Annotated in this window: 20 protein-coding genes; 8 read left to right on the top strand and 12 right to left on the bottom strand. The window is 57.8% G+C overall.

Going from position 1 to position 19,682, the window contains the following annotated elements:
• Nucleotides 1-2: 2 nt before the first annotated feature.
• Nucleotides 3-1,523: a signal recognition particle-docking protein FtsY gene (gene ftsY / locus ACSIPU_RS21710; RefSeq protein WP_004106570.1), complete on the bottom strand. Its 1,521-nt coding sequence runs from the start codon at nucleotides 1,521-1,523 to the stop codon at nucleotides 3-5.
• Nucleotides 1,524-1,715: 192 nt separating this feature from the next.
• Here ftsY and rsmD point away from each other — a divergent pair, with 192 nt between their 5' ends.
• Nucleotides 1,716-2,312 carry a 16S rRNA (guanine(966)-N(2))-methyltransferase gene (gene rsmD / locus ACSIPU_RS21705; RefSeq protein WP_004106572.1) on the top strand — a complete coding sequence of 199 codons (597 nt, stop codon included), beginning with the start codon at nucleotides 1,716-1,718 and terminating at the stop codon, nucleotides 2,310-2,312.
• Nucleotides 2,302-2,580: a DUF1145 family protein gene (locus tag ACSIPU_RS21700; protein ID WP_004106574.1), complete on the top strand. Its 279-nt coding sequence runs from the start codon at nucleotides 2,302-2,304 to the stop codon at nucleotides 2,578-2,580. The genes rsmD and ACSIPU_RS21700 overlap by 11 nt, the downstream gene beginning before the upstream one ends.
• Nucleotides 2,581-2,595: 15 nt before the next feature.
• On the opposite strand, the gene ACSIPU_RS21695 is transcribed toward ACSIPU_RS21700, so the two are convergent.
• Nucleotides 2,596-2,955 carry a DUF2500 domain-containing protein gene (locus ACSIPU_RS21695; protein WP_004106576.1) on the bottom strand — a complete coding sequence of 120 codons (360 nt, stop codon included), beginning with the start codon at nucleotides 2,953-2,955 and terminating at the stop codon, nucleotides 2,596-2,598.
• A gap of 142 nt (nucleotides 2,956-3,097) precedes the next feature.
• Here ACSIPU_RS21695 and ACSIPU_RS21690 point away from each other — a divergent pair, with 142 nt between their 5' ends.
• Both ACSIPU_RS21690 and zntA read left to right on the top strand, forming a co-directional pair.
• Nucleotides 3,098-3,724 carry a lysoplasmalogenase gene (locus ACSIPU_RS21690; protein WP_004106578.1) on the top strand — a complete coding sequence of 209 codons (627 nt, stop codon included), beginning with the start codon at nucleotides 3,098-3,100 and terminating at the stop codon, nucleotides 3,722-3,724.
• 78 nt (nucleotides 3,725-3,802) lie between these two features.
• Nucleotides 3,803-6,007, top strand: a complete 2,205-nt coding sequence (gene zntA, locus ACSIPU_RS21685; protein ID WP_004106580.1) for a Zn(II)/Cd(II)/Pb(II) translocating P-type ATPase ZntA — start codon at nucleotides 3,803-3,805, stop codon at nucleotides 6,005-6,007.
• Between the two features lie 110 nt (nucleotides 6,008-6,117).
• Here the strand turns inward: zntA and tusA are convergent, their stop codons facing one another.
• Complete coding sequence (gene tusA, locus ACSIPU_RS21680; RefSeq protein ID WP_004106582.1) at nucleotides 6,118-6,363, bottom strand: sulfurtransferase TusA; 246 nt, start codon at nucleotides 6,361-6,363, stop codon at nucleotides 6,118-6,120.
• A gap of 291 nt (nucleotides 6,364-6,654) precedes the next feature.
• Here tusA and ACSIPU_RS21675 point away from each other — a divergent pair, with 291 nt between their 5' ends.
• Both ACSIPU_RS21675 and ACSIPU_RS21670 read left to right on the top strand, forming a co-directional pair.
• Nucleotides 6,655-7,320: a 7-cyano-7-deazaguanine/7-aminomethyl-7-deazaguanine transporter gene (locus tag ACSIPU_RS21675; RefSeq protein ID WP_004106584.1), complete on the top strand. Its 666-nt coding sequence runs from the start codon at nucleotides 6,655-6,657 to the stop codon at nucleotides 7,318-7,320.
• 73 nt (nucleotides 7,321-7,393) lie between these two features.
• On the top strand, nucleotides 7,394-7,951 hold the full coding sequence (locus tag ACSIPU_RS21670) for a DcrB family lipoprotein (RefSeq protein ID WP_004106586.1): 558 nt from the start codon (nucleotides 7,394-7,396) through the stop codon (nucleotides 7,949-7,951).
• Here ACSIPU_RS21670 and ACSIPU_RS21665 read toward each other — a convergent pair whose 3' ends face one another.
• On the bottom strand, nucleotides 7,952-9,172 hold the full coding sequence (locus ACSIPU_RS21665; RefSeq protein ID WP_004106588.1) for an MFS transporter: 1,221 nt from the start codon (nucleotides 9,170-9,172) through the stop codon (nucleotides 7,952-7,954). It abuts the gene before it with no gap.
• A gap of 132 nt (nucleotides 9,173-9,304) precedes the next feature.
• Between ACSIPU_RS21665 and ACSIPU_RS21660 the strand changes: the two genes are divergently transcribed.
• Entirely contained in the window at nucleotides 9,305-10,354 is a 1,050-nt protein-coding gene (locus ACSIPU_RS21660; protein ID WP_004106590.1) for an AI-2E family transporter, read from the top strand.
• Here the strand turns inward: ACSIPU_RS21660 and arnF are convergent.
• The 8 genes from arnF to ACSIPU_RS21620 all read right to left on the bottom strand — a co-directional run bounded on the left by arnF (nucleotide 10,351) and on the right by ACSIPU_RS21620 (nucleotide 18,635).
• The gene (gene arnF / locus ACSIPU_RS21655; RefSeq protein WP_004106591.1) at nucleotides 10,351-10,734 is read right to left on the bottom strand and encodes a 4-amino-4-deoxy-L-arabinose-phosphoundecaprenol flippase subunit ArnF; all 384 of its coding nucleotides are present in this window, start codon (nucleotides 10,732-10,734) and stop codon (nucleotides 10,351-10,353) included. The two genes, ACSIPU_RS21660 and arnF, sit on opposite strands and share 4 nt — an antisense overlap.
• Nucleotides 10,734-11,072: a 4-amino-4-deoxy-L-arabinose-phosphoundecaprenol flippase subunit ArnE gene (gene arnE, locus ACSIPU_RS21650; RefSeq protein ID WP_004106593.1), complete on the bottom strand. Its 339-nt coding sequence runs from the start codon at nucleotides 11,070-11,072 to the stop codon at nucleotides 10,734-10,736. The genes arnF and arnE overlap by 1 nt, the downstream gene beginning before the upstream one ends.
• Nucleotides 11,069-12,724 (bottom strand): lipid IV(A) 4-amino-4-deoxy-L-arabinosyltransferase, encoded by a 1,656-nt coding sequence (gene arnT, locus ACSIPU_RS21645; RefSeq protein ID WP_049591488.1) that lies wholly within the window; start codon nucleotides 12,722-12,724, stop codon nucleotides 11,069-11,071. The genes arnE and arnT overlap by 4 nt, the downstream gene beginning before the upstream one ends.
• Nucleotides 12,724-13,626 carry a 4-deoxy-4-formamido-L-arabinose-phosphoundecaprenol deformylase gene (gene arnD, locus ACSIPU_RS21640; RefSeq protein ID WP_004106597.1) on the bottom strand — a complete coding sequence of 301 codons (903 nt, stop codon included), beginning with the start codon at nucleotides 13,624-13,626 and terminating at the stop codon, nucleotides 12,724-12,726. The genes arnT and arnD overlap by 1 nt, the downstream gene beginning before the upstream one ends.
• Nucleotides 13,623-15,608: a bifunctional UDP-4-amino-4-deoxy-L-arabinose formyltransferase/UDP-glucuronic acid oxidase ArnA gene (gene arnA / locus ACSIPU_RS21635; protein WP_004106604.1), complete on the bottom strand. Its 1,986-nt coding sequence runs from the start codon at nucleotides 15,606-15,608 to the stop codon at nucleotides 13,623-13,625. The genes arnD and arnA overlap by 4 nt, the downstream gene beginning before the upstream one ends.
• Nucleotides 15,605-16,588, bottom strand: coding sequence for an undecaprenyl-phosphate 4-deoxy-4-formamido-L-arabinose transferase (arnC, locus tag ACSIPU_RS21630; protein WP_004106606.1), 984 nt, complete (start codon nucleotides 16,586-16,588; stop codon nucleotides 15,605-15,607). The genes arnA and arnC overlap by 4 nt, the downstream gene beginning before the upstream one ends.
• Nucleotide 16,589: 1 nt before the next feature.
• Nucleotides 16,590-17,729 (bottom strand): UDP-4-amino-4-deoxy-L-arabinose aminotransferase, encoded by a 1,140-nt coding sequence (arnB, locus tag ACSIPU_RS21625; protein WP_163525844.1) that lies wholly within the window; start codon nucleotides 17,727-17,729, stop codon nucleotides 16,590-16,592.
• 399 nt (nucleotides 17,730-18,128) lie between these two features.
• Nucleotides 18,129-18,635: a phenolic acid decarboxylase gene (locus ACSIPU_RS21620; protein WP_024274787.1), complete on the bottom strand. Its 507-nt coding sequence runs from the start codon at nucleotides 18,633-18,635 to the stop codon at nucleotides 18,129-18,131.
• A 97-nt stretch (nucleotides 18,636-18,732) separates the two neighbouring features.
• Between ACSIPU_RS21620 and ACSIPU_RS21615 the strand changes: the two genes are divergently transcribed.
• Nucleotides 18,733-19,593: a LysR family transcriptional regulator gene (locus ACSIPU_RS21615; RefSeq protein ID WP_004116128.1), complete on the top strand. Its 861-nt coding sequence runs from the start codon at nucleotides 18,733-18,735 to the stop codon at nucleotides 19,591-19,593.
• Nucleotides 19,594-19,682: the final 89 nt, after the last annotated feature.

The following is a 19,682-nucleotide window of genomic DNA, read 5'->3' as shown; positions in this document are numbered from 1 at the left end:
TTTTAATCCTCTCGGGCAAAAAGTGCCTCAATAAAGTCGCCCGCATTAAACGGACGCAGATCTTCAATACGTTCGCCAACACCGATGTAGCGAATCGGAATACCGAACTGATCGGCAACCGAGAAGATAACCCCGCCCTTGGCGGTACCATCCAGCTTAGTCAAAGTGATACCGGTCAGTCCAACCGCCTCATGGAACAGTTTGGCCTGGCTAATCGCGTTTTGCCCGGTGCTGGCGTCAATGGTCAGCATGACCTCATGCGGCGCATCGATATCCAGTTTTTTCATGACGCGGACAATCTTCTTCAGTTCTTCCATCAGGTGCGATTTATTCTGCAGACGACCCGCAGTATCGGCAATCAGGACGTCAATGTTGCGCGCCTTCGCCGCCTGGATGGCATCGAAAATAACCGATGCCGAATCCGCGCCGGTATGCTGGGCAATCACCGGAATATTGTTGCGCTGACCCCACACCTGAAGCTGCTCTACCGCCGCCGCGCGGAAGGTATCGCCCGCGGCCAGCATCACCGATTTGCCCTGCTGCTCAAACTGACGCGCCAGCTTGCCGATGGTGGTGGTTTTACCGACGCCGTTGACGCCAACCATCAGAATTACAAATGGCGCCTTGCCTTCTACGTTCAGCGGCTCGTCCACCTTCGCCAGAATATCGCCCATCTCTTCTTTCAGCAGGCCGTACAGCGCCTCGGCGTCGCGCAACTGCTTGCGGCTGGCGTCGTTGGTAAGATTAGTGATGATCTTACGGGTGGTTTCCACGCCGACATCGGCAATCAGCAGCTGCTCTTCCAGCTCTTCAAACAGATCATCGTCGATTTTCTTGCCGCGGAACAGACTGATAAATCCGGAACCGAGGTTCTGCTTGGTTTTTATCAGGCTGCGTTTGAGGCGAGCGAAGAACCCTTCTTTGGTGGGTTTTTCCTGCTCTAACGGCGTCACCACGGTTTCGTCCGGCACCACTTCCACGGCATTTTCCGCCGCATCGGCTGCAGCCAGCGCCTGCGCTTCCAGCTCTTCGTCAGTGATTTCGGCTTCTTCTACCGGCTCAACGATTTCCGGCTCTTCAATGACAGCCTCTTTACCCTTTTCAACAACGACAGCTTCCGGTTCGGCAATCACCTCTTCCGGCGTCAGCTCAACTATAGCTTCAGCCACTACCGGCTCGGCGATAGCTTCTTCAACTACAGGCTCAGCGACAATTTCCTCAACCACAGGCGGTTCTGCAATCGTCTCAACTGCCGGGGAGTCGACAACCGCCTGCGGCTGTTCGCTCTCCACAACCTGCCCGGTCACCTCGACCACCTCGGCGGCAAAGGCTTCGGCATCCTGGTGCTCCGTCGCCGGCGCGTCGACCGTTTCCGGCGCAGCCGCAGGCGTTTCGCTTTCCGGAGCCTGTTCTTCAACCTCTTGCTGGGCTTCTACTTTTTGTTCTGCGTCGGTTTCCTGCGCCTGTTCTTTTTGACCAAAGCCCAGCCAGGAAAAGAAGCCACGTTTTTTGTCTTTCGCCATTTGCGACTACACTCCTCGCTGTTAATTCATGGCACAGCTTCGGCCTGTTGATAGCGGAAGCTGAAAAATGATGAAATTAGTCGGATAGTCTACCACTTAACTTAACTCGCATCACCGCCCCCGGATTAAGGTTTCGTCAACCGCTGGCGATCGTTAGAATAGCAGCCCGGAAGTTGAGACTTGAGCAAAGAAATGAAGAAACCAAACCACGCAGGCAGCGGTCAGATCCGTATTATCGGCGGGCAATGGCGAGGCCGTAAATTACCGGTGCCGGAGAGCCCGGGTCTGCGCCCGACCACCGACCGGGTGCGCGAAACGCTATTTAACTGGCTGGCGCCGTCGATCGTTGACGCGAGCTGCCTCGATTGCTTCGCCGGCAGCGGCGCGCTGGGCCTTGAAGCCCTCTCCCGCTACGCGGCTAACGCCACGCTGCTGGAAATGGAACGCGGCGTCGCGCAGCAGTTGCAAAAAAATCTGGCGACTCTCAAAGCCAGCAACGGCAAAGTCGTGAATACCAATACCTTAGCGTTTCTTGCTCAGGCGGGCACGCCGCATCACATCGTGTTTGTCGATCCCCCGTTTCGCAAAGGGCTGCTTGAAGAGACGCTAAAGCTGCTGGAAAACAACGGCTGGCTTAGCGATGAAGCGCTCATCTACATTGAAAGTGAAGTTGAAAACGGGTTACCGCCGGTGCCTGTAAACTGGCATCCGTACCGTGAGAAAGTGGCCGGACAGGTCGCCTACCGTCTCTATCAACGTGAGGCACAAGGAGAAAACCATGCTGATTAACTTTGGCCGCTTGCTGATGCTGTGCGTGTGGGCGTTTTTATTGCTGAATCTGTTCCAACCGTTCCCAAAGCCGCTCAATATCTTTGTTAACGTGGCGCTGATCTTTATGATTCTGATGCACGGCCTGCAGCTCACGCTGCTCAAGGCGACGCAGACGAAAGAGATGCCGCCGCTGGGGCGCTTCGAGCAAATTCGTATTTTCATCTTCGGCGTGTTCGAACTGGTCGCCTGGCAGAAAAAGCTCAAGGCGACCCTGAAGAAGAAATAAGGCCGAATAAAAGGTTCAGGGCTCGGGCGTAAAACCCATAAACCGCGAACCTTTATAGCTCAGTACGCCCTTATCGCCGACGCTTAGCGCATGATACTGCGGCGCCTGCAGACGAAAAACCACTTCCAGCCCGCCGCTTTCCGGCCTGAAGCTTGCTTCATAACGCATTTCGCTGCCGGCAGGCGTCACCGTCTGCTGGCGCGAACGGCGATCGTTAATCACCTTCTCCCGCTTATTGCTCACCACCACCCGTTTTTGCAACAGCGGCGCGGCATCGTTATCCATTTTTTCCCGACGCTGCTGCACATAGCGATACGACGCGGCAACCGCAATGATGGCAACGGCAACCATAAAAAACAGCGGAACTTTACTCATTCACCTTGCCCCCAGGAATTATCAGGAATAAGCATACTGTGGCTTGATTATCATTGTCATCTTCCTCTGCAAACCACTACACTGAGATTCAGTACTGTAAGTACAATCACTTACGTAATGATAACAGATACAGGGACTTACTATGCTTTGGTCATTTATTGCTGTCTGTTTCTCCGCATGGCTTTACGTCGATGCGTCTTATCGTGGGCCTGCCTGGCGTCGCTGGGTGTTTAAACCCGTCACGCTGATCCTGCTTCTGTTACTGGCCTGGCAAGCGCCGATGTTTAACGCCATCAGCTATCTGGTGCTGGCGGGGCTTTGCGCCTCGCTGGTCGGCGACGCGCTGACCCTGCTGCCGCGGCAGCGGGTAATGTACGCCGTGGGGGCATTCTTTCTCTCGCATCTGCTCTACACCATCTGGTTTGCCAGCCAGCTGACGCTATCTTTCTTCTGGCCGCTGCCGCTGGTGCTGCTGATCCTCGGCGCGCTGCTGCTGGCGATTATCTGGACGCGTCTGGAAGAGATGCGGATGCCGGTGTTTACCTTTATCGCGATGACGCTGGTGATGGTCTGGCTGGCCGGGGAGCTGTGGTTTGCCCGCCCGACGGATACCGCCCTGTCCGGCTTCGCTGGCGCGGCATTCCTGCTGCTCGGCAACGCGGTCTGGCTGATCAGCCATTATCGCCGCCGCTTCCGCGCTGACAACGCGATCTCCTCGGCATTTTACTTCGCCGGGCACTTCCTGATCGTCCGCGCGCTTTATTTGTAATTAAGCGCTTGACTCTGGAGTCGACTCCAGAGTGTATCCTGCGGGTAATGAGAAAATTATCATTACCCGGAGGGTCCTATGTCGGCTCCAGAATCGCAGGATAAAAAAGTCCCACACTTCTCATCGTTAAAATTTACCCCTGCCGCGCAGCCGGCGGAAAGCTGCTGCGCGGACCACGCCTGCCGCAGCGAAACCACCGAGGAAAACGAGGCTCTGAGGCACGCACGCTTTAGTTGGCTGGTAGAAGGCATGGATTGCGCAGCCTGCGCGCGCAAGGTCGAAACCGCCGTTCGCCAGGTACCGGGGGTCAGCCAGGTGCAGGTACTGTTCGCCACCGAAAAGCTGCTGGTCAATGCCGAGGGCGATGTTGGTCCGCAAATCGAAAGCGCCGTGCGCGCCGCGGGCTATCAGCTGCGTGATGAAAACGCGCCACGGGCAGAGGAGTCCACCTCGTGGCTGCGCGAGAATCTGCCGCTCATCACGCTGGTCATCATGATGGGACTAAGCTGGGGGCTGGAGCAGTTCAGCCCGCCTCTGGGCGAAATCGCCTTCATCGCAACCACGCTGGTCGGCCTGTGGCCGGTCGCCCGGCAAGCGATACGCCTGATCAGAAGCGGAAGCTGGTTCGCCATTGAAACCCTGATGAGCGTCGCAGCCATCGGCGCGCTGTTTATCGGCGCCACCGCCGAAGCGGCGATGGTCCTGCTACTGTTTTTAATCGGCGAACGTCTTGAGGGATGGGCTGCCAGCCGCGCGCGGCAAGGCGTCAGCGCATTGATGGCGCTGAAGCCCGACACGGCAATCCGCGTGCGCGATGGCGTGCGTGAAACCGTAGCCCAGCACGACCTGCGCCCCGGCGACGTGATTGAAGTCGCCGCCGGAGGCCGCCTCCCTGCCGATGGCCAGCTACTCTCCCCCTTCGCCAGCTTCGATGAGAGCGCTTTGACCGGTGAATCCGTACCGGTAGAGCGTAACGCCGGGGAACGCGTAGCGGCCGGCGCCACCAGCGTCGATCGTCTGGTACAGCTGACGGTGATCTCCGAACCGGGCGACAGCGCTATCGATCGTATTCTTAAGCTGATTGAAGAAGCGGAGGAGCGCCGCGCGCCGATTGAACGCTTTATCGATCGCTTTAGCCGCATCTATACCCCGGCGATTATGGTCGTCGCCCTGCTGGTGGCCATTGTTCCGCCGCTGCTGTTTGCGGGCGCCTGGCTGCCGTGGATCTATAAAGGCTTAACGCTGCTGCTGATTGGCTGTCCGTGCGCGCTGGTGATCTCCACCCCGGCGGCAATTACCTCCGGGCTGGCGGTAGCGGCACGACGCGGCGCGCTGATTAAAGGCGGCGCGGCGCTGGAGCAGCTCGGCCGCGTGCGCCAGGTGGCGTTTGATAAAACCGGTACCCTGACCATCGGCCAGCCGCGCGTCACTGCGGTGATGGCGACCGCAGACATCAGCGAAAACGATCTGCTGGCGCTCGCGGCCGCCGTGGAGCAAGGCTCCAGCCACCCGTTAGCCCAGGCTATCGTGCGTGAGGCAGAACAGCGCCGGCTGGTCATTCCGTCGGCAAGCGATCAGCGCGCGCTGGCCGGATCCGGCATTGAGGCTCAGGTTGAAGGACGCCAGGTGCTGATTTGCGCCGCCGGTAAAACTCGCGATCCGCAGTACGATGAACCTATTCAGCAGATGGAGAGCGCCGGGCAAACCGTGGTGCTGGTAATGCGCGATAAGACGCTGCTGGGGATTCTGGCGCTGCGCGATACGCTTCGCGATGATGCCCGTCAGGCGGTGGATGAGCTCCATCAGTTGGGCGTTCAGGGAGTGATACTGACCGGCGATAATCCACGTGCGGCGGCGGCTATCGCTAACGAGCTGGGACTGGCGTTCCGCGCCGGGCTGCTGCCCGCGGACAAAGTGCAGGCGGTGATAGCGCTTAATGCCCAGTCGCCGCTGGCCATGGTCGGCGACGGTATCAACGATGCGCCGGCGATGAAAGCGGCGACGATAGGTATCGCGATGGGCAGCGGCACCGACGTTGCTCTGGAGACCGCCGATGCGGCATTGACCCATAACCGCCTGACCGGGCTGGCGCAGATGATTTCGCTGGCGCGCGCCACCCACGCCAATATCCGGCAGAACATCGCCATCGCTTTGGGTCTGAAGGGCATTTTCCTCGTCACCACCTTGCTCGGCCTGACCGGCCTGTGGCTAGCGGTGCTGGCTGATACCGGGGCGACGGTGCTGGTCACCGCTAACGCGCTGCGGTTGCTGCGTAAGAAGTAAGGGCAAGCCCCGGAGGCGGCGCTTGACGCGCCTTGCCCGGGCTACAGGTTAGTGCGGTCTGTTTTTTGTAGCCCGGATAAGGCGTCAGCCGCGATCCGGGGAGGCCTGGCTCAGTGGCTTTTACGAATCAGATAGCGGTACGGCAGCGCCTCGGTTTCCTGCGCCAGTAGCTCATGCTCCATAAAGCGGCAGAAACCGGGAATATCGCGGGTGGTCGCCGGATCGTCGGCCACAATTAGCAGCGTCTCGCCCACCGGCATCGTACGCACGGTCTTGCGCACCATCATCACCGGTTCCGGGCAACGAAGCCCCTGCGCATCAAGCGTATGGTCAGGGCTGGAGAAAAGTTCGCTCATTTTCATCTCACATTAACAAAACGGCCCTAGTTTACCCCCAGTTCGCCAGTACGCAAGCCAGGTTAACGTTTGCGCGAAAAACAACCATTGCATTACGCACGCAACGCAGTATCATGCAGCCGTTTTTATTGGGTTCCCTCACCCCAACTCTCTGGCCCTAAATCATTCGAGTTGCAGAAAGGCGACGACGCAGCGAATTTCCAGGAGCTTACATCAGTAAGTGACTGGGATGAGCGAGGAAAGTTAACGCATCTGCAGCTTGAAGAATAACGGGCATAAAAAGGTCACAATATGAGTCCGTTTACTACCGTACAGCGTAAAAAAGCGCTGATCTGGCTATCGCTTTTCCATCTGCTGGTCATCACTTCCAGTAACTATCTGGTGCAGCTACCGATCTCCATCTTTGGTTTTCATACCACCTGGGGCGCGTTCAGCTTTCCGTTTATTTTCCTCGCCACCGATCTGACGGTACGCATTTTCGGCGCTCCGCTGGCGCGACGCATTATCCTCGCGGTGATGATCCCGGCGCTGCTGATCTCCTACGGGGTTTCCGCGCTGTTCTACATGGGCGAGTGGCAGGGCTTTGCCGCCTTAACCAGCTTTAACCTGTTTGTCGCTCGTATCGCCGCCGCCAGCTTTATGGCCTACGCGCTGGGGCAAATCCTTGACGTCCACGTCTTTAACCGCCTGCGTCAGAGCCGCCGCTGGTGGCTGGCGCCCACGGCATCCACCCTTTTCGGTAACATCAGCGATACGCTGGCCTTCTTCTTTATCGCCTTCTGGCGCAGCCCGGACCCGTTTATGGCGGCGCACTGGGGGGAAATCGCCATCGTCGATTATTGCTTCAAGGTGCTGATTAGCATCGTATTCTTCCTGCCGATGTACGGCATGTTGTTGAATATGCTGCTGAAAAAACTGGCAGATAAATCTGATTTATCCGCATTGCAGCCAGGTTAAGAGTACTCGCGAAACGATGTGATAAGATAAGCGAATGAGCCGTTAATGGCCGTTTATCGAAAGGAAGATGTCAATGCGCAATTTGGTTAAATATGTCGGTATTGGCCTGCTGGTTATGGGGCTTGCTGCCTGTGATAACAGCGATACCAAAACGCCGACTGCCGGGGCTGCTGCGGAAAGCAACGCCAGCGGGCAACCTATTAGTCTGCTGGATGGCAAACTGAGCTTCTCCCTGCCTGCCGGTATGACCGACCAGAGCGGCAAGCTGGGCACCCAGGCCAACAATATGCACGTCTACTCTGATGCCACCGGACAAAAAGCGGTGATCGTGATTGTTGGCGACAATACCAATGAAGAGCTGGCGGTGATGAGCCAGCGCCTGGAAGAGCAGCAGCGCAGCCGCGACCCGCAGCTGCAGGTCGTGAGCAATAAATCCATTGAGCTCAAAGGCCACACCCTGCAACAGCTGGACACCATCATCTCCGCTAAGGGCCAGACCGCCTGGTCTTCCGTGCTTCTCGGCAAGGTTGATGACAAACTGCTGACGCTGCAGATCACGCTGCCAGCGGACAACCAGCAGCAGGCTCAGACCGAAGCGGAAAACATTATCAACACCCTCGTCATCCAGTAACTACTGGCCTGACGCCGCGGCCTCCGGTTCATTGACCGGGGGCCGTTTTTTTAATCGCCATCCCAGCAGCAGCGCTACCGCGACCAGCCCCGCCGTCGCCAGATAGATCGATGAAATTCCCGCCCACGCCATCAGCAGCCCGGCCAGCGGGCCGGTGATCCCCAGCGAGAGATCCATAAATACCGTATAGGTTGCCAGCGCCGACCCCTGGTTGTGCTGCGGCACCGCCTTCACCGCCACCACGCCAAGCGCCGGGAACACCAGCGAAAAACCGGCTCCGGCAAAGAAAGTACCGATTTTCGCCATCAGCGGCGTCTCCGCCAGGCCCACTAACAGCAGCCCGATAATCTCGACGACAAAACAGATCATCGCCACGTTCAGCCCACCGAGGCGATTAATTCCGTTGGGAAACAGCAGGCGAGTGCCGACAAAGGCGCAGCTAAACAGCGTCAGGGCGAAGGCCGCGCCGTCCCAGCCTTTGGCATCATAAAACAGGGTGATAAAGGTGGCGATAACGCCGAAACCCGCCGATGCGAGGGCCAGCGCCATGCCGTAGAGCCAGACGCGCCCCAGCACCGCGCGAAACGACATCGCTTTCCCCTTACCCGCTTTTACCGCCGCCCGCGGCAACGCGCACAGCACCGCCACCAGCGCAACCACCATAATCGTCAACGCCAGACCGTGCAGGCCAATCAGCGAGTAACAGAGCACCCCGAGCGGCGCGCCCATCGCCATCGCCCCGTAGGTCACAATCCCGTTCCAGGAAATAACCCGCCCGATATGCAGCGAACCGACTACCCCTACGCCCCACAGCGTTGAGCCGGTGCCCGCAAAGCTCTGCCCGATGCCGAGAATAATGCGCCCCAGACACAACAGCGCCAGACTAACCACGGGCCAGCCGCCGCATAACGCCGCCAGCAGATAGCACAGTCCGCTCAGAAAGCAGCCGCACAGGCCAAAAACAACGATTTTTTTCGGGCCCAGCAGATCGGCATAGCGCCCGGCGTGAGGGCGGCTGAGCAGCGTAGCAAAATACTGCAGGCTAATCACCAGCCCGGCCCAGAAGGCGCTATACCCCATTACATCATGAACATAGCCGGGTAATACCGCCAGCGGCAGGCCTATGGTCAGGTAGCTGGCAAAGTTAAAGATAACGACAGAGACAATCCGCAGATTGAGGCGCAATCCATTAAGCGCCGGTTCAGCGACGGTTTCGGGCATCGGGTTCCACCAGATTTTTACAACAGTGTTTCATTTCTACCACGCCGCACGTTATAAATCAGCAGCCAGATTAGGATTCCTGGCAGCAAGCCAGACGCTACACTTAATGAAAATCATAGAAAGGAAGAGTGAATGACAACCCCTCAGCCCGATAAAACGGGCATGCATATTCTGCTCAAACTGGCGTCACTGGTGGTTATCCTCGCCGGTATCCACGCCGCGGCAGATATCATCGTGCAGCTATTACTGGCATTGTTCTTCGCCATTGTCCTGAATCCGCTGGTCACCTGGTTTATTCGCCGCGGTATCAGACGTCCGGTAGCCATTACCATCGTGGTCGTGGTGATGCTGATCGTACTTACCGCGTTAATTGGCGTGCTGGCCGCGTCGGTTAACGAATTCGTCGCCATGCTGCCAAAGTATAATAAGGAGCTGACGGCGAAAGTCCTGCGCCTGCAGGAGGCGCTGCCGTTTTTGCATATTCACATGTCCCCGGAACGTATGCTGCAACGCATGGACTCCGACAAGTTAATGACATTCACTACCGTCCTGATGACTGGCCTCTCTGGCGCCATGGCCAGCGTTATTTTACTGGTCATGACCGTGGTCTTTATGCTGTTTGAAGTCCGTCATGTCCCCTATAAACTCCGCTTTGCACTGAACAACCCGCAAATCCATATCGCCGGTCTTCACCGGGCGTTAAAAGGCGTCTCGCATTATCTGGCGCTGAAAACGCTGCTCAGCCTGTGGACAGGGGGGATTATCTGGTTAGGACTGATGCTGATGGGGGTTCAGTTTGCGCTGATGTGGGGCGTGTTGGCTTTTCTGCTGAACTATGTGCCTAACATTGGCTCGGTGATTTCCGCCGTCCCGCCAATGATCCAGGCGTTACTTTTTAACGGTTATTACGAATGCCTGCTGGTTGGCGCGCTCTTTTTAGTCGTGCATATGATTATCGGCAATATTCTCGAACCGCGCATGATGGGCCACCGGTTGGGCATGTCTACGCTGGTAGTTTTCCTCTCATTGCTGGTCTGGGGGTGGCTGCTTGGCCCGGTGGGAATGCTGCTGTCGGTGCCGTTAACCAGCGTCTGTAAAATATGGATGGAAACCACTAAAGGCGGCAGTAAGTTAGCCATCCTGCTCGGGCCCGGACGCCCGAAAAGCAGGCTGCCGGGCTAGCCCTGCCGCTTCACCGGCCAGAAGATCGTCAGCACCCCGGCGACAATCAGCAGCACGCCCAGCAGCGATTGCCAGTGGAAAGGTTCATGCCAGCCGGGGAGCCAGATGGCGGCGGCCCAGACCAGAATGTAGCTCAGGCTCAGCAGCGCGTAGGCTTTCGCCAGCGGCAGCTGATGCAGGGCAAAGTACCAGCAGACCATCGACAGCAGGTAGCCCAAAAGACCAAACGCCAGGCCAAAGGTGCCCGCCCGCAGATGCAGCAGATGGTTGAGGAAGGTAAATAGATCCGTCAGCGGCGGCAGCTCGACCATCGCGCTGCGCAGCAGCAGCTGCGCGCCGCTCACCAGTCCGACGCTGAATAACGCCCAGATTAAGCCCATCAGATGCGGCTCCCCAGAATAACGATCCCAACGACGATAAGCGCCACGCCAAACCAGTGGCGGCGTGCGACCGGCTCGCGCCAGATCCCCCATGCTGCCAGCGTCACCCAGACAAAGTTCAGGCTCAGCATAGGGTAGGCGATGCTGACCGGAATCGACTGCAGCACGCTAAGCCACAGCAGCATGCTACAGCCCAGAGAGAGCAGCGCCAGCCCCAGCCAGCCAAGAATATGGTGCCCGCGCCGCCCGGATTTGGACGGGCGGGTCGCCTGTTTCTGGCACAGCTGTCCGGCGCAGCTCAGCAGGCTGGCGAAAACCAGACAGATCCACACGCTCATTGCGGCAGGTACTGGATAAACACTACCCGCCCCAGCTCATAAGAGCTATCCGGTTTCGGTAGCGGTAGATCGGCCATACTCTCTCCTTTATCCATCAGCAGAACCAACGAGATCGGCCCCTGCTGGCGGTGCGCCGTTAACCAGTCAGCAAATTGCACCTTATCGACAAACTGGTGCTGCGCATCCGGCCAGGAGAGACCATATTTCAGCTCGCCCTGCTTGTCGAACAGGATAATATCGCTGCGCTTGAGCTCCCAGGACAGTCCGCCGGCAATACCGACGTTATTGGTCAACACGTAGCGGCTCGGCGTCAACGATTCGCTCACGATATCCACCATAAACTGCGGCTGCTTGCTGTCGATAACCCGGTCGGGAATCGCGAAACCCACCAGCAGCGCCAACCCCAGCGGGCAGCACGCGGCAAGCGTCCAGCGGCGACCGTTATTCTTCATCGCCAGCCATCCCATCAGCGCCCAACAGCCGAATATTAGCGCCGCCAGCAGGCATTTATACAGCTCAATATGGCTCCATACCGGCTTGTGCATAAAGCCCCACGGCGAAACCACCAGCACCGCTACCAGACCAATCAGGCCAAAAGCCAGGTTGATCGCGCCGTTAATTTTCAGCGCTTTCGCCCCCGCCTTTGCCGCATCCAGCGCGTAGCGCGCCATCAGAATCGACAGCGGCGCGAAACACGGCAGGATGTAGGTCGGAAGCTTACCCTTAGCAATGCTGAAGAACAGAAACGGCATCGCCACCCATCCGAGCAAATAGAGCGCCCCGCGCGACTCGTCGCGCTCGGTCCAGCCGCGCTTGAGCGCTCCCGGCAGCAGCGCCAGCCACGGCAGGCTTCCGGCAATCAGGAACGGGATGTAGTACCAGAACGGCGCTTTATGCTGGGCATCTTTTTCCGCGAAACGCTGGATATGTTCAACCCAGAAGAAGTAGCGCCAGAAGTCCGGCTCTCGTTTGGCGATGGCCAGCCCCCACGGCAGAACCACCAGCGCGCAGACGCCCACCGCCAGCCACCCGTAAGTCAGCACTTCACGCCAGCGTTTACGCGCAATGACCCATGGCAGCACTCCAACCACCGGCACCGCCAGCGCGAGGAAGCCTTTGGTCATCACCCCCATCCCGCAGGCCACGCCCAGCAAGACGTAGCCGAAGATTTTACCGCTGTGGCTTTGAGCCTGCGCCGCACCCCAGAAGCTGCACATTGCCAGCGCCAGCCACATGGTAATCATCGGGTCGAGCACCGCATAGGTGCCGATACCGTAGACCAGCAGCGCGGTCAGGAATATCACTGGCGACAAAATCGCCAGGCGTTTATCGCGGAAAATACGCCATGCCAGCCAGGCCACCAGCAGGGCGGTGACGGTAATGGAGAACACCACCCCAAAGCGGACGGCAAAATTATTATGACCGAATAGCCACTGGCCGATGCTGTTGATCCAGTAGCCGGCAATCGGCTTCTCAAAGTAGCGCAGACCGAGGAAGTGCGGCACCACCCAGTCGCCGGTCGCCAGCATTTCGCGGCTGATCTCCGCGTAGCGGGTTTCATCCGGTTGCCACAGCAGGCGGAAGTTGAGGGGGAGTAAATAGTAGAGGACAAAAAGGGCGACCAGAGAGGCGCCGTAGCGAATGCTTTTCATCAAACACCCGAATTCAGTAATTGTTCACGCCCAAGCCAGCCTTCCCGGCCGGCTAATTCACCACGAACCACCTTGCCTCGCGGCAGCGCGCTAAAATCGGCGGGCAGCAGCTGGCTTAGCGGGCAAAAACGGATCTCTTGCTGAGCGGCCATGGTCAGCAGCTCGTCAAACTGTTGCGCAAAGGCGATCCCTTCCACTTCAGCGTGGATGGTATAGACCGGGGTGCCCTTATCGCGGTGGATGCAATCCAGCAGATAGCGATTGAAGCCCGCAATATCGACCGCGCTGCCGACCACTTCATCCCAGGTGGGTAAGGTGACCGGGATCTGCACGGTCCCGGAAGCGCCGTTACCGAGCTGCGGCAGAAAAGGGGCGATTCCCCGGCAGTCGCTGTTGTAGAGGAAATCAAACGCCTCTTTGGCTTTAATGACCCGCTGATCGGCACGCCAGCCGGCAACGGCGGAGCAGGTCACCGGACGACCGATGATCCGCTCCAGCTCCAGCAGCCCGCGCTCCACCTCCAGCGTCAACTTCTCCTGCGGCCAGACTCCGCTCCACGTTTGCCAGCTATAGTGATCCCAGGCGTGCAGACCGACTTCATGCTCCTGCGCGGCGGCGCGGATAACCTCTTCATTGCCCGCGCCGATCCTGCGCCCTGGCCAGGCGGTACCTGCCAGCAGGATATCCCAGCCGTACAGCGAAGCGGCCTTTGAGCGCAGCATCTTCCACAGAAATTTCGGTTTTATCAGGCGCCATAAATGACGCCCCATATTGTCCGGCCCGACGCTGAAAAAGAAGCTTGCCTGAATCCCGTGCTGGCTCAGCAGAGCCAGCAGCCGCGGGACCCCGTCCCGCGTGCCGCGAAAGGTATCGACATCTATGCGTAAGCCGACCTGTTTCATGATTTGCCGTTGTCCGTCAATTCAACCGTGCGCAGGAAGAAGTCCAGGGTATGTTCCACGGTCTCTTCCATTTCGACCGTCGGCACCCAGTTCAGGCAGCGTTTCGCGTTGCGAATGCTGGGCTTACGGTGCTCGACGTCCTGATAACCCTTCCCGTAATAATCGCTGCTTTCCACTTCGCGGAAACCGGCAAACGGCGGGAAACGGTCGCGCAGCGGATGACGTTCAAAGCAGGCCAGCAGCATTTCCGCCAGCTCTTTGATGCTCGCTTCGTTATCCGGGTTACCGATGTTGATGATCTGCCCGTCGCAGCGGCCGTCTTTGTTCTCAATGATGCGGAACAGCGCTTCGATACCGTCGCTGATATCGGTGAAGCAGCGCTTCTGTTTCCCGCCTTCAATCAGCTTGATCGGCGAGCCTTCTACCAGGTTGAGGATCAGTTGGGTAATGGCGCGAGAGCTGCCGATACGCGCGGCGTTCAGGTTATCAAGGCGCGGCCCCATCCAGTTGAACGGACGGAACAGGGTAAACTTCAGGCCGTTCTTATCGCCGTAGGCCCAGATCACGCGATCCAGCAACTGCTTGGAGACCGAATAGATCCAGCGCTGTTTGTTAATTGGCCCGACGACCAGATTAGAGGCATCTTCATCGAAATTGTTGTCGGTGCACATGCCGTACACTTCCGAGGTCGACGGGAAAATGATGCGCTTATCGTACTTCACGCAGTCGCGGATAATCTTCAGGTTCTCTTCGAAATCCAGCTCAAACACGCGCAGCGGGTTACGGGTATATTCGATTGGCGTGGCAATCGCCACCAGCGGCAGGACCACATCGCACTTCTTGATGTGATACTCGATCCACTCGGAGTGGATGCTGATATCGCCCTCAACGAAGTGGAAACGCGGGTTGTCGAGGAAGCGGCTGATGGCGTCTGAGCCAATGTCCAGTCCGTAAATCTCGTAGTTGTCGTCCTGCAGCAGACGCTCGGTCAGGTGGTTGCCGATAAAACCGTTCACCCCGAGGATCAGCACGCGGGTACGCCGCTTAATCGCCACGACCGGTTTGCTGCTCAGCACCGCTCCGGCTACCAGCCCCAGCGCCTGCGCCAGCTGCGTACCCTGCATATAAACGCCGCGCTCGGTCTGCCCGGTGACGATTTCTAATGCCCCTTCCTGACAGGCGACGACCAGCGGCGTGACGGAAAGCACGGTCCCCGCTTTGGCGGCGGGTAGATCGTCACGTACGCGGGACTTCCAGACGATAAACTTGTTCGCGCCGGCATAGCCGAACGCGCCCGGCCATGGATCGGAAACCGCGCGCACAAGATTATGCAGGCTCCGGGCGGAGTGCTCCCAGTCGAGGCGACCGTCTTCCGGCGTGCGGCGACCGACCCAGGTCGCCTGGCTTTCATCCTGCGCGCGCTCTTCGATTTTGCCATCGCGGATCGCGGGCAGCGCCTGAGCCAGCAGGTCCGACGCCGCAGCGCAGAGTTTACGATGCAGGGCCAGCGCCGCCTCATCCTCGCCGATAGCTACGCTTTTCTGCGCTACGATATTCCCGGCATCGGCGCGGCTCACCATGCGGTGCAGCGTCACGCCAGTTTCGCTTTCGCCGTTGACCAGCACCCAGTTCAGCGGCGCGCGGCCGCGGTATTTCGGCAGCAGGGAACCATGCAGGTTAAAAGCCCCCTGCGGCGCGATATTCAGAATGTCCTCGCACAGCAGATTGCGGTAATAGAACGAGAACAGCACGTCCGGTTTTATCTCACGGAGACGTTCGATCCACAGCGGATGATTCACATCTTCCGGCGCCCATACCGGAATACCTTGTTCCGCGGCAATGCGCGCCACAGAGCCAAAGAAATGGTTTTCGCCAGGGTTATCCGGATGGGTAAAAATGGCGGCGATGTCATAACCGGCATCCAGCAGAGACTGAATACCTGCACAACCCATATCGTGATAAGCGAAGACTACGGCTTTCATGAACGATCTTCCTCTTGAGATGCCGTTTCCGGCTGGCGAACAACACGTTGAATAAAGTAGCGGGGACGGGCGCGAACGTCGTTATAGATACGGCCGATATACTCCCCGAGCAGACCCATACCGACGAACTGGGCGCCGATAAACATAAACAGCACCGCGAACAGCATGAACACCCCTTCCGCCGCCCACTGCGGGCCAAATACCAGGCGCAGCACCACCAGCAGCAGACCGAAGGCGAAGCCCAGCAGAGCGATGGCGCTGCCGAACAGGCTCAGCAGGCGCAGCGGCGTGGTAGTCAGGCAGGTCACCAGGTCATACATCAGGTTAATCAGACGCATAAAACTGTATTTGGAATCACCGAACTCGCGCTCGGCGTGCATCACCGGGATCTCCACCGCGCGACGGGCAAAAGTATTCGCCAGAATCGGGATAAAGGTACTGCGCTCATGGCAGTTAAGCATCGCGTCGATAATATGGCGGCGATAGGCGCGCAGCATGCAGCCGTAATCGCCCATCGCTTTACCGGTGGTGCGCTGAATCAGACGATTGATCATCCTGGAGGCGCTTTTACGGAACCAGGTATCCTGGCGATTCTGACGCACGGTACCGACAACGTCGTAGCCTTCGTCGGCCTTCTCCACCAGGCGCGGGATCTCTTCCGGCGGGTTTTGCAGGTCAGCATCAAGGGTGATGATCAGGTCGCCGGTGACGTGGCTAAAACCCGCCATAATTGCCGAGTGCTGGCCGTAGTTGCGGTTCAACAGTACCGCCACTACATGGCTGCCTTCGGCTTCAGCGGCTTCGGTCAGCATTCGCGCCGAGTCATCGCTGCTGCCATCGTCGACCAGCAGAATTTCATACTGCCGACCGAGCGTCGCGCAGGCGGTATCGGTACGGCGGATAAGCTCCGGCAGGCTCTCCTGCTCGTTATAGACAGGAATAACGACCGAGACCTTTTTCACGGGAGGATAGCTAAACATATCAACGTCCTGACAGCTGGTGCAGTGCGGAAATGACCCGAGTGACATCGTCGTCGGTCATATCCGGGAACAATGGGATGGAACAAATGCGCGCGCTGTTCCATTCCGTATGCGGTAATGAAACGTCGGGGAAACGCTCGCGGTAATACTTTTGCGTATGCGCGGCGCGGAAGTGCAGACCGGTGCCAATGCCCATGGCCTTCAGTTTTTCCATCAGGGCATCGCGGCTGATACCGCAGGCGGCTTCATCAACGCGGATAATAAACAGGTGCCAGGCGTGCTGATGCTCCCATGACGGCACCGCCAGCGGCCTGAAAGGCGTATCCGCCAGCTCGCGGAGATAGCGTTGCGCAATGGCGGCACGGCGCTGATTGGCGGCGGCAAGCTTGTCCAGCTGCACCAGCGCCAGCGCGGCGTTGATATCCGCCAGATTGTATTTAAAGCCCGGCGAAATCACCTCCGCCTGCGGGGCGCGGCCCAGGGTCTGCCGATCGTAAGCATCTACGCCGAGGCCGTGGAACTTCAGGCTGCGAATACGTGCGGCCAGTTCATCATCGTCGGTTACAACCAGCCCGCCTTCGGCGCAGGTCATATTTTTGATCGCATGGAATGAGAAAATGGCGGTGCCGCGCCAGCCGACGTGACGGCCTTTGTAGTACGTCCCTGCCGCGTGGGCGGCATCTTCAATCACCGGAATAGCGTGACGCTCGGCAATCGCGCGGATGGCGTCGATATCCACCGGCGCGCCCGCATAGTGCACCGGGACGATCGCCTTGGTCCGTGGAGTGATCGCCGCTTCAACCGCTTCGGGAGTAATCATCAGGTTATCGGGATCGACATCGATCATCACCGGCGTCGCGCCGAGCAGGCAGATCATGTTCAGCGTGGAGACCCAGGTCTGCGAAGGGGTGATCACTTCATCGCCGGCGCTGATACCCAGCGCCATCAGCGTAACGTGCATGCCGCCGGTCGCCGAACTGACGGCGATGGCGTGGCGGTTGCCGGTTAATGCGCAAAACGTTTCTTCCAGCGCCTGATTTTTCGGTCCGGTGGTGATCCAGCCGGATTGCAAAACTTCACGCAGCGCAGCCAGCTCTGCGTCGCCCATCGACGGGCGCGAAAACGGCAAAAAATCGCTCATCATTTTCCTGTTCTATAAATGACCCGACTAAACACGGGGTCGATAAGAAATATCCTGCACCTGCTGACTTAAACAAAATGAAAATGAAAGCAAATCAGCCCGATGCCGCGTTTCATTACTTTGTATTCAGATGTTATTAAATCTAGACAGGTTTGCTTAGGATAATATTAAGAAATTAATATTAATTAATTTATAATGATAATTATGTTTAAATTCAATCAGGTAGGAAAAAATTCAGCGTAAGAAAGGGATGTGTAGCGTTCCCGCCATATAGCGAAATAGCGGGAACGCAGTGGGGAAAAGTAAACGGAAGTTAAACCAGCTTTCAATTAGCCATTTTTAAACATGGATGACCAAATATAAAAAATCCAGTCGAATCACTAAACTATTTCAAAATTATTACAGATTGCCAGGAAAATTTTCAGGCAATTCATTAGCCGGGCAATTAATCACTTCGTCATTATCCGCGCCGCAATCGCGCACAAAAGTGATAGTGGCAAACTCATCAATCACCTCCGTCGGATACGCCGGGCCGGCTTCACGGTAGGAAACCATCAGCGGGATATGATCGTTCTGGAAGCAGACGGTTTTTTCCGGATTATTCATCACCCAGCGTGGGAAAAAGATAGTGCCGTGGAACAGTTTGTCGCCGAGGTTTACGATCAGGCTGACGTCGGTACCGGTCGGTTCGGTCCAGGAAATTTTGTAGATGCTTTCACCAACGCGAACGATGTAAGCCTGCTGATCTTTCACCCAACGATTCGCGACGATGCCGCTGTGAATGCGGTAATCCAGAGTGGTGGCGTTTTTCACGTAAATTTCGTAGTTCCAGCCATTATCATAGGTATAAACCAGATGTTTACCGATAAAACCGCTCAGGTCATGTTTGTCGAATGTGCTCATAATTTGTTCTCCTCTATTTGTTGAGAACAAGCATACTGCTTTAAAAAATGGATGAATAACGCTATGTTTGGATTAAACTCATTCACTTTTTAGATGAATCATGCACAAGACTACGCTGGAACAATGGGCGCTGCTGGAAAAGGTGGTCGAACTGGGTAGCTTCGCGAAGGCGGCGGAAGAGACCCACCGCAGTCAGTCGTCGGTGAGCTATAATCTCGCGCTGCTGCAGGAGCGCCTCGGCGTCACGCTACTCACGCCATCGGGCCGTCGCGCGGTGCTGACCCCGGCGGGTGAGCTGCTGCTTGGCCAGGTTAAACCGCTGCTGCAGGCCTTCGCTTACGTCGAAACCCATGCCGCCACCCTGCGCGACGGCACGCGGACCCGACTGGACCTGGTGGTCGACAGCATTTTTCCGCGCGAGCGGCTGTTCGCCATTCTGCGCCAGTTTCAACAGCGCTATCCGCAGACCCAGGTCAGGCTGACCGAAGTGCTGGAAAACGTTGAAGAGGAACATCCGGCCCGCAGCGAGGCGGACGTGATGGTGCTGACCCGCCGCCAGGATATTACCGGCCGCGGCGAATGGCTGATGAATATTGATTTTGTCGCCGTCGCCCATCGCGAGCATCCGCTCTCCGCGCTTCAGGGACCGCTGGATGATAACGCGCTGGCCCCCTGGCCGCTGGTGCGCATCGCCGATCGCAGCAACGATCCGCAATCCTCCCGCGATGCATGGACCTTTTCCACCATTGATGCCGCCATTGATGCGGTGCTGTACCAGGTCGGTTTCGGCTGGCTGCCGGAGGAGCGTATTCGCCCTCAGCTACAGCAAGGAGTGCTGAAGATGCTGCCGCTGGGACACGGCGCGCGGCGCGCCACGCCGCTGCATTTGATCGTTAAGCGTGATTTAACGCCCATTGATGAGCAGGTCGCCACGCTGCTGGATCTGTTCAGAACCCCCTGAGGGTCTGATAGCCCGGACAGATGCGCAGCATCGCCTCCGGGAAACTCTGCTGAACTGTGCGCTCTGCTCCCCGGGGGCGGCGCTTAACG

The sequence above is a fragment of the Klebsiella sp. HN106 genome (assembly GCF_051209435.1).
Lineage (GTDB): Bacteria > Pseudomonadota > Gammaproteobacteria > Enterobacterales > Enterobacteriaceae > Klebsiella > Klebsiella oxytoca.
Note: the sequence above shows the minus strand (reverse complement) of the source record. Positions and strands in the feature narration are given on the sequence as shown.

Coding starts and splice junctions, on each gene's coding strand:
- ACSIPU_RS21670 (WP_004106586.1), top strand. CDS start 7,394: ATGCGCAATTTGGTTAAATATGTCGGTATTGGCCTGCTGGTTATGGGG.
- ACSIPU_RS21690 (WP_004106578.1), top strand. CDS start 3,098: ATGCTTTGGTCATTTATTGCTGTCTGTTTCTCCGCATGGCTTTACGTC.
- ACSIPU_RS21665 (WP_004106588.1), bottom strand. CDS start 9,172: ATGCCCGAAACCGTCGCTGAACCGGCGCTTAATGGATTGCGCCTCAAT.
- arnE (WP_004106593.1), bottom strand. CDS start 11,072: ATGAGCGTGTGGATCTGTCTGGTTTTCGCCAGCCTGCTGAGCTGCGCC.
- rsmD (WP_004106572.1), top strand. CDS start 1,716: ATGAAGAAACCAAACCACGCAGGCAGCGGTCAGATCCGTATTATCGGC.
- ftsY (WP_004106570.1), bottom strand. CDS start 1,523: ATGGCGAAAGACAAAAAACGTGGCTTCTTTTCCTGGCTGGGCTTTGGT.
- ACSIPU_RS21695 (WP_004106576.1), bottom strand. CDS start 2,955: ATGAGTAAAGTTCCGCTGTTTTTTATGGTTGCCGTTGCCATCATTGCG.
- zntA (WP_004106580.1), top strand. CDS start 3,803: ATGTCGGCTCCAGAATCGCAGGATAAAAAAGTCCCACACTTCTCATCG.
- arnT (WP_049591488.1), bottom strand. CDS start 12,724: ATGAAAAGCATTCGCTACGGCGCCTCTCTGGTCGCCCTTTTTGTCCTC.
- arnD (WP_004106597.1), bottom strand. CDS start 13,626: ATGAAACAGGTCGGCTTACGCATAGATGTCGATACCTTTCGCGGCACG.
- tusA (WP_004106582.1), bottom strand. CDS start 6,363: ATGAGCGAACTTTTCTCCAGCCCTGACCATACGCTTGATGCGCAGGGG.
- arnA (WP_004106604.1), bottom strand. CDS start 15,608: ATGAAAGCCGTAGTCTTCGCTTATCACGATATGGGTTGTGCAGGTATT.
- ACSIPU_RS21700 (WP_004106574.1), top strand. CDS start 2,302: ATGCTGATTAACTTTGGCCGCTTGCTGATGCTGTGCGTGTGGGCGTTT.
- ACSIPU_RS21615 (WP_004116128.1), top strand. CDS start 18,733: ATGCACAAGACTACGCTGGAACAATGGGCGCTGCTGGAAAAGGTGGTC.
- arnC (WP_004106606.1), bottom strand. CDS start 16,588: ATGTTTAGCTATCCTCCCGTGAAAAAGGTCTCGGTCGTTATTCCTGTC.
- arnF (WP_004106591.1), bottom strand. CDS start 10,734: ATGGGCTTAATCTGGGCGTTATTCAGCGTCGGACTGGTGAGCGGCGCG.
- ACSIPU_RS21675 (WP_004106584.1), top strand. CDS start 6,655: ATGAGTCCGTTTACTACCGTACAGCGTAAAAAAGCGCTGATCTGGCTA.
- ACSIPU_RS21660 (WP_004106590.1), top strand. CDS start 9,305: ATGACAACCCCTCAGCCCGATAAAACGGGCATGCATATTCTGCTCAAA.
- arnB (WP_163525844.1), bottom strand. CDS start 17,729: ATGAGCGATTTTTTGCCGTTTTCGCGCCCGTCGATGGGCGACGCAGAG.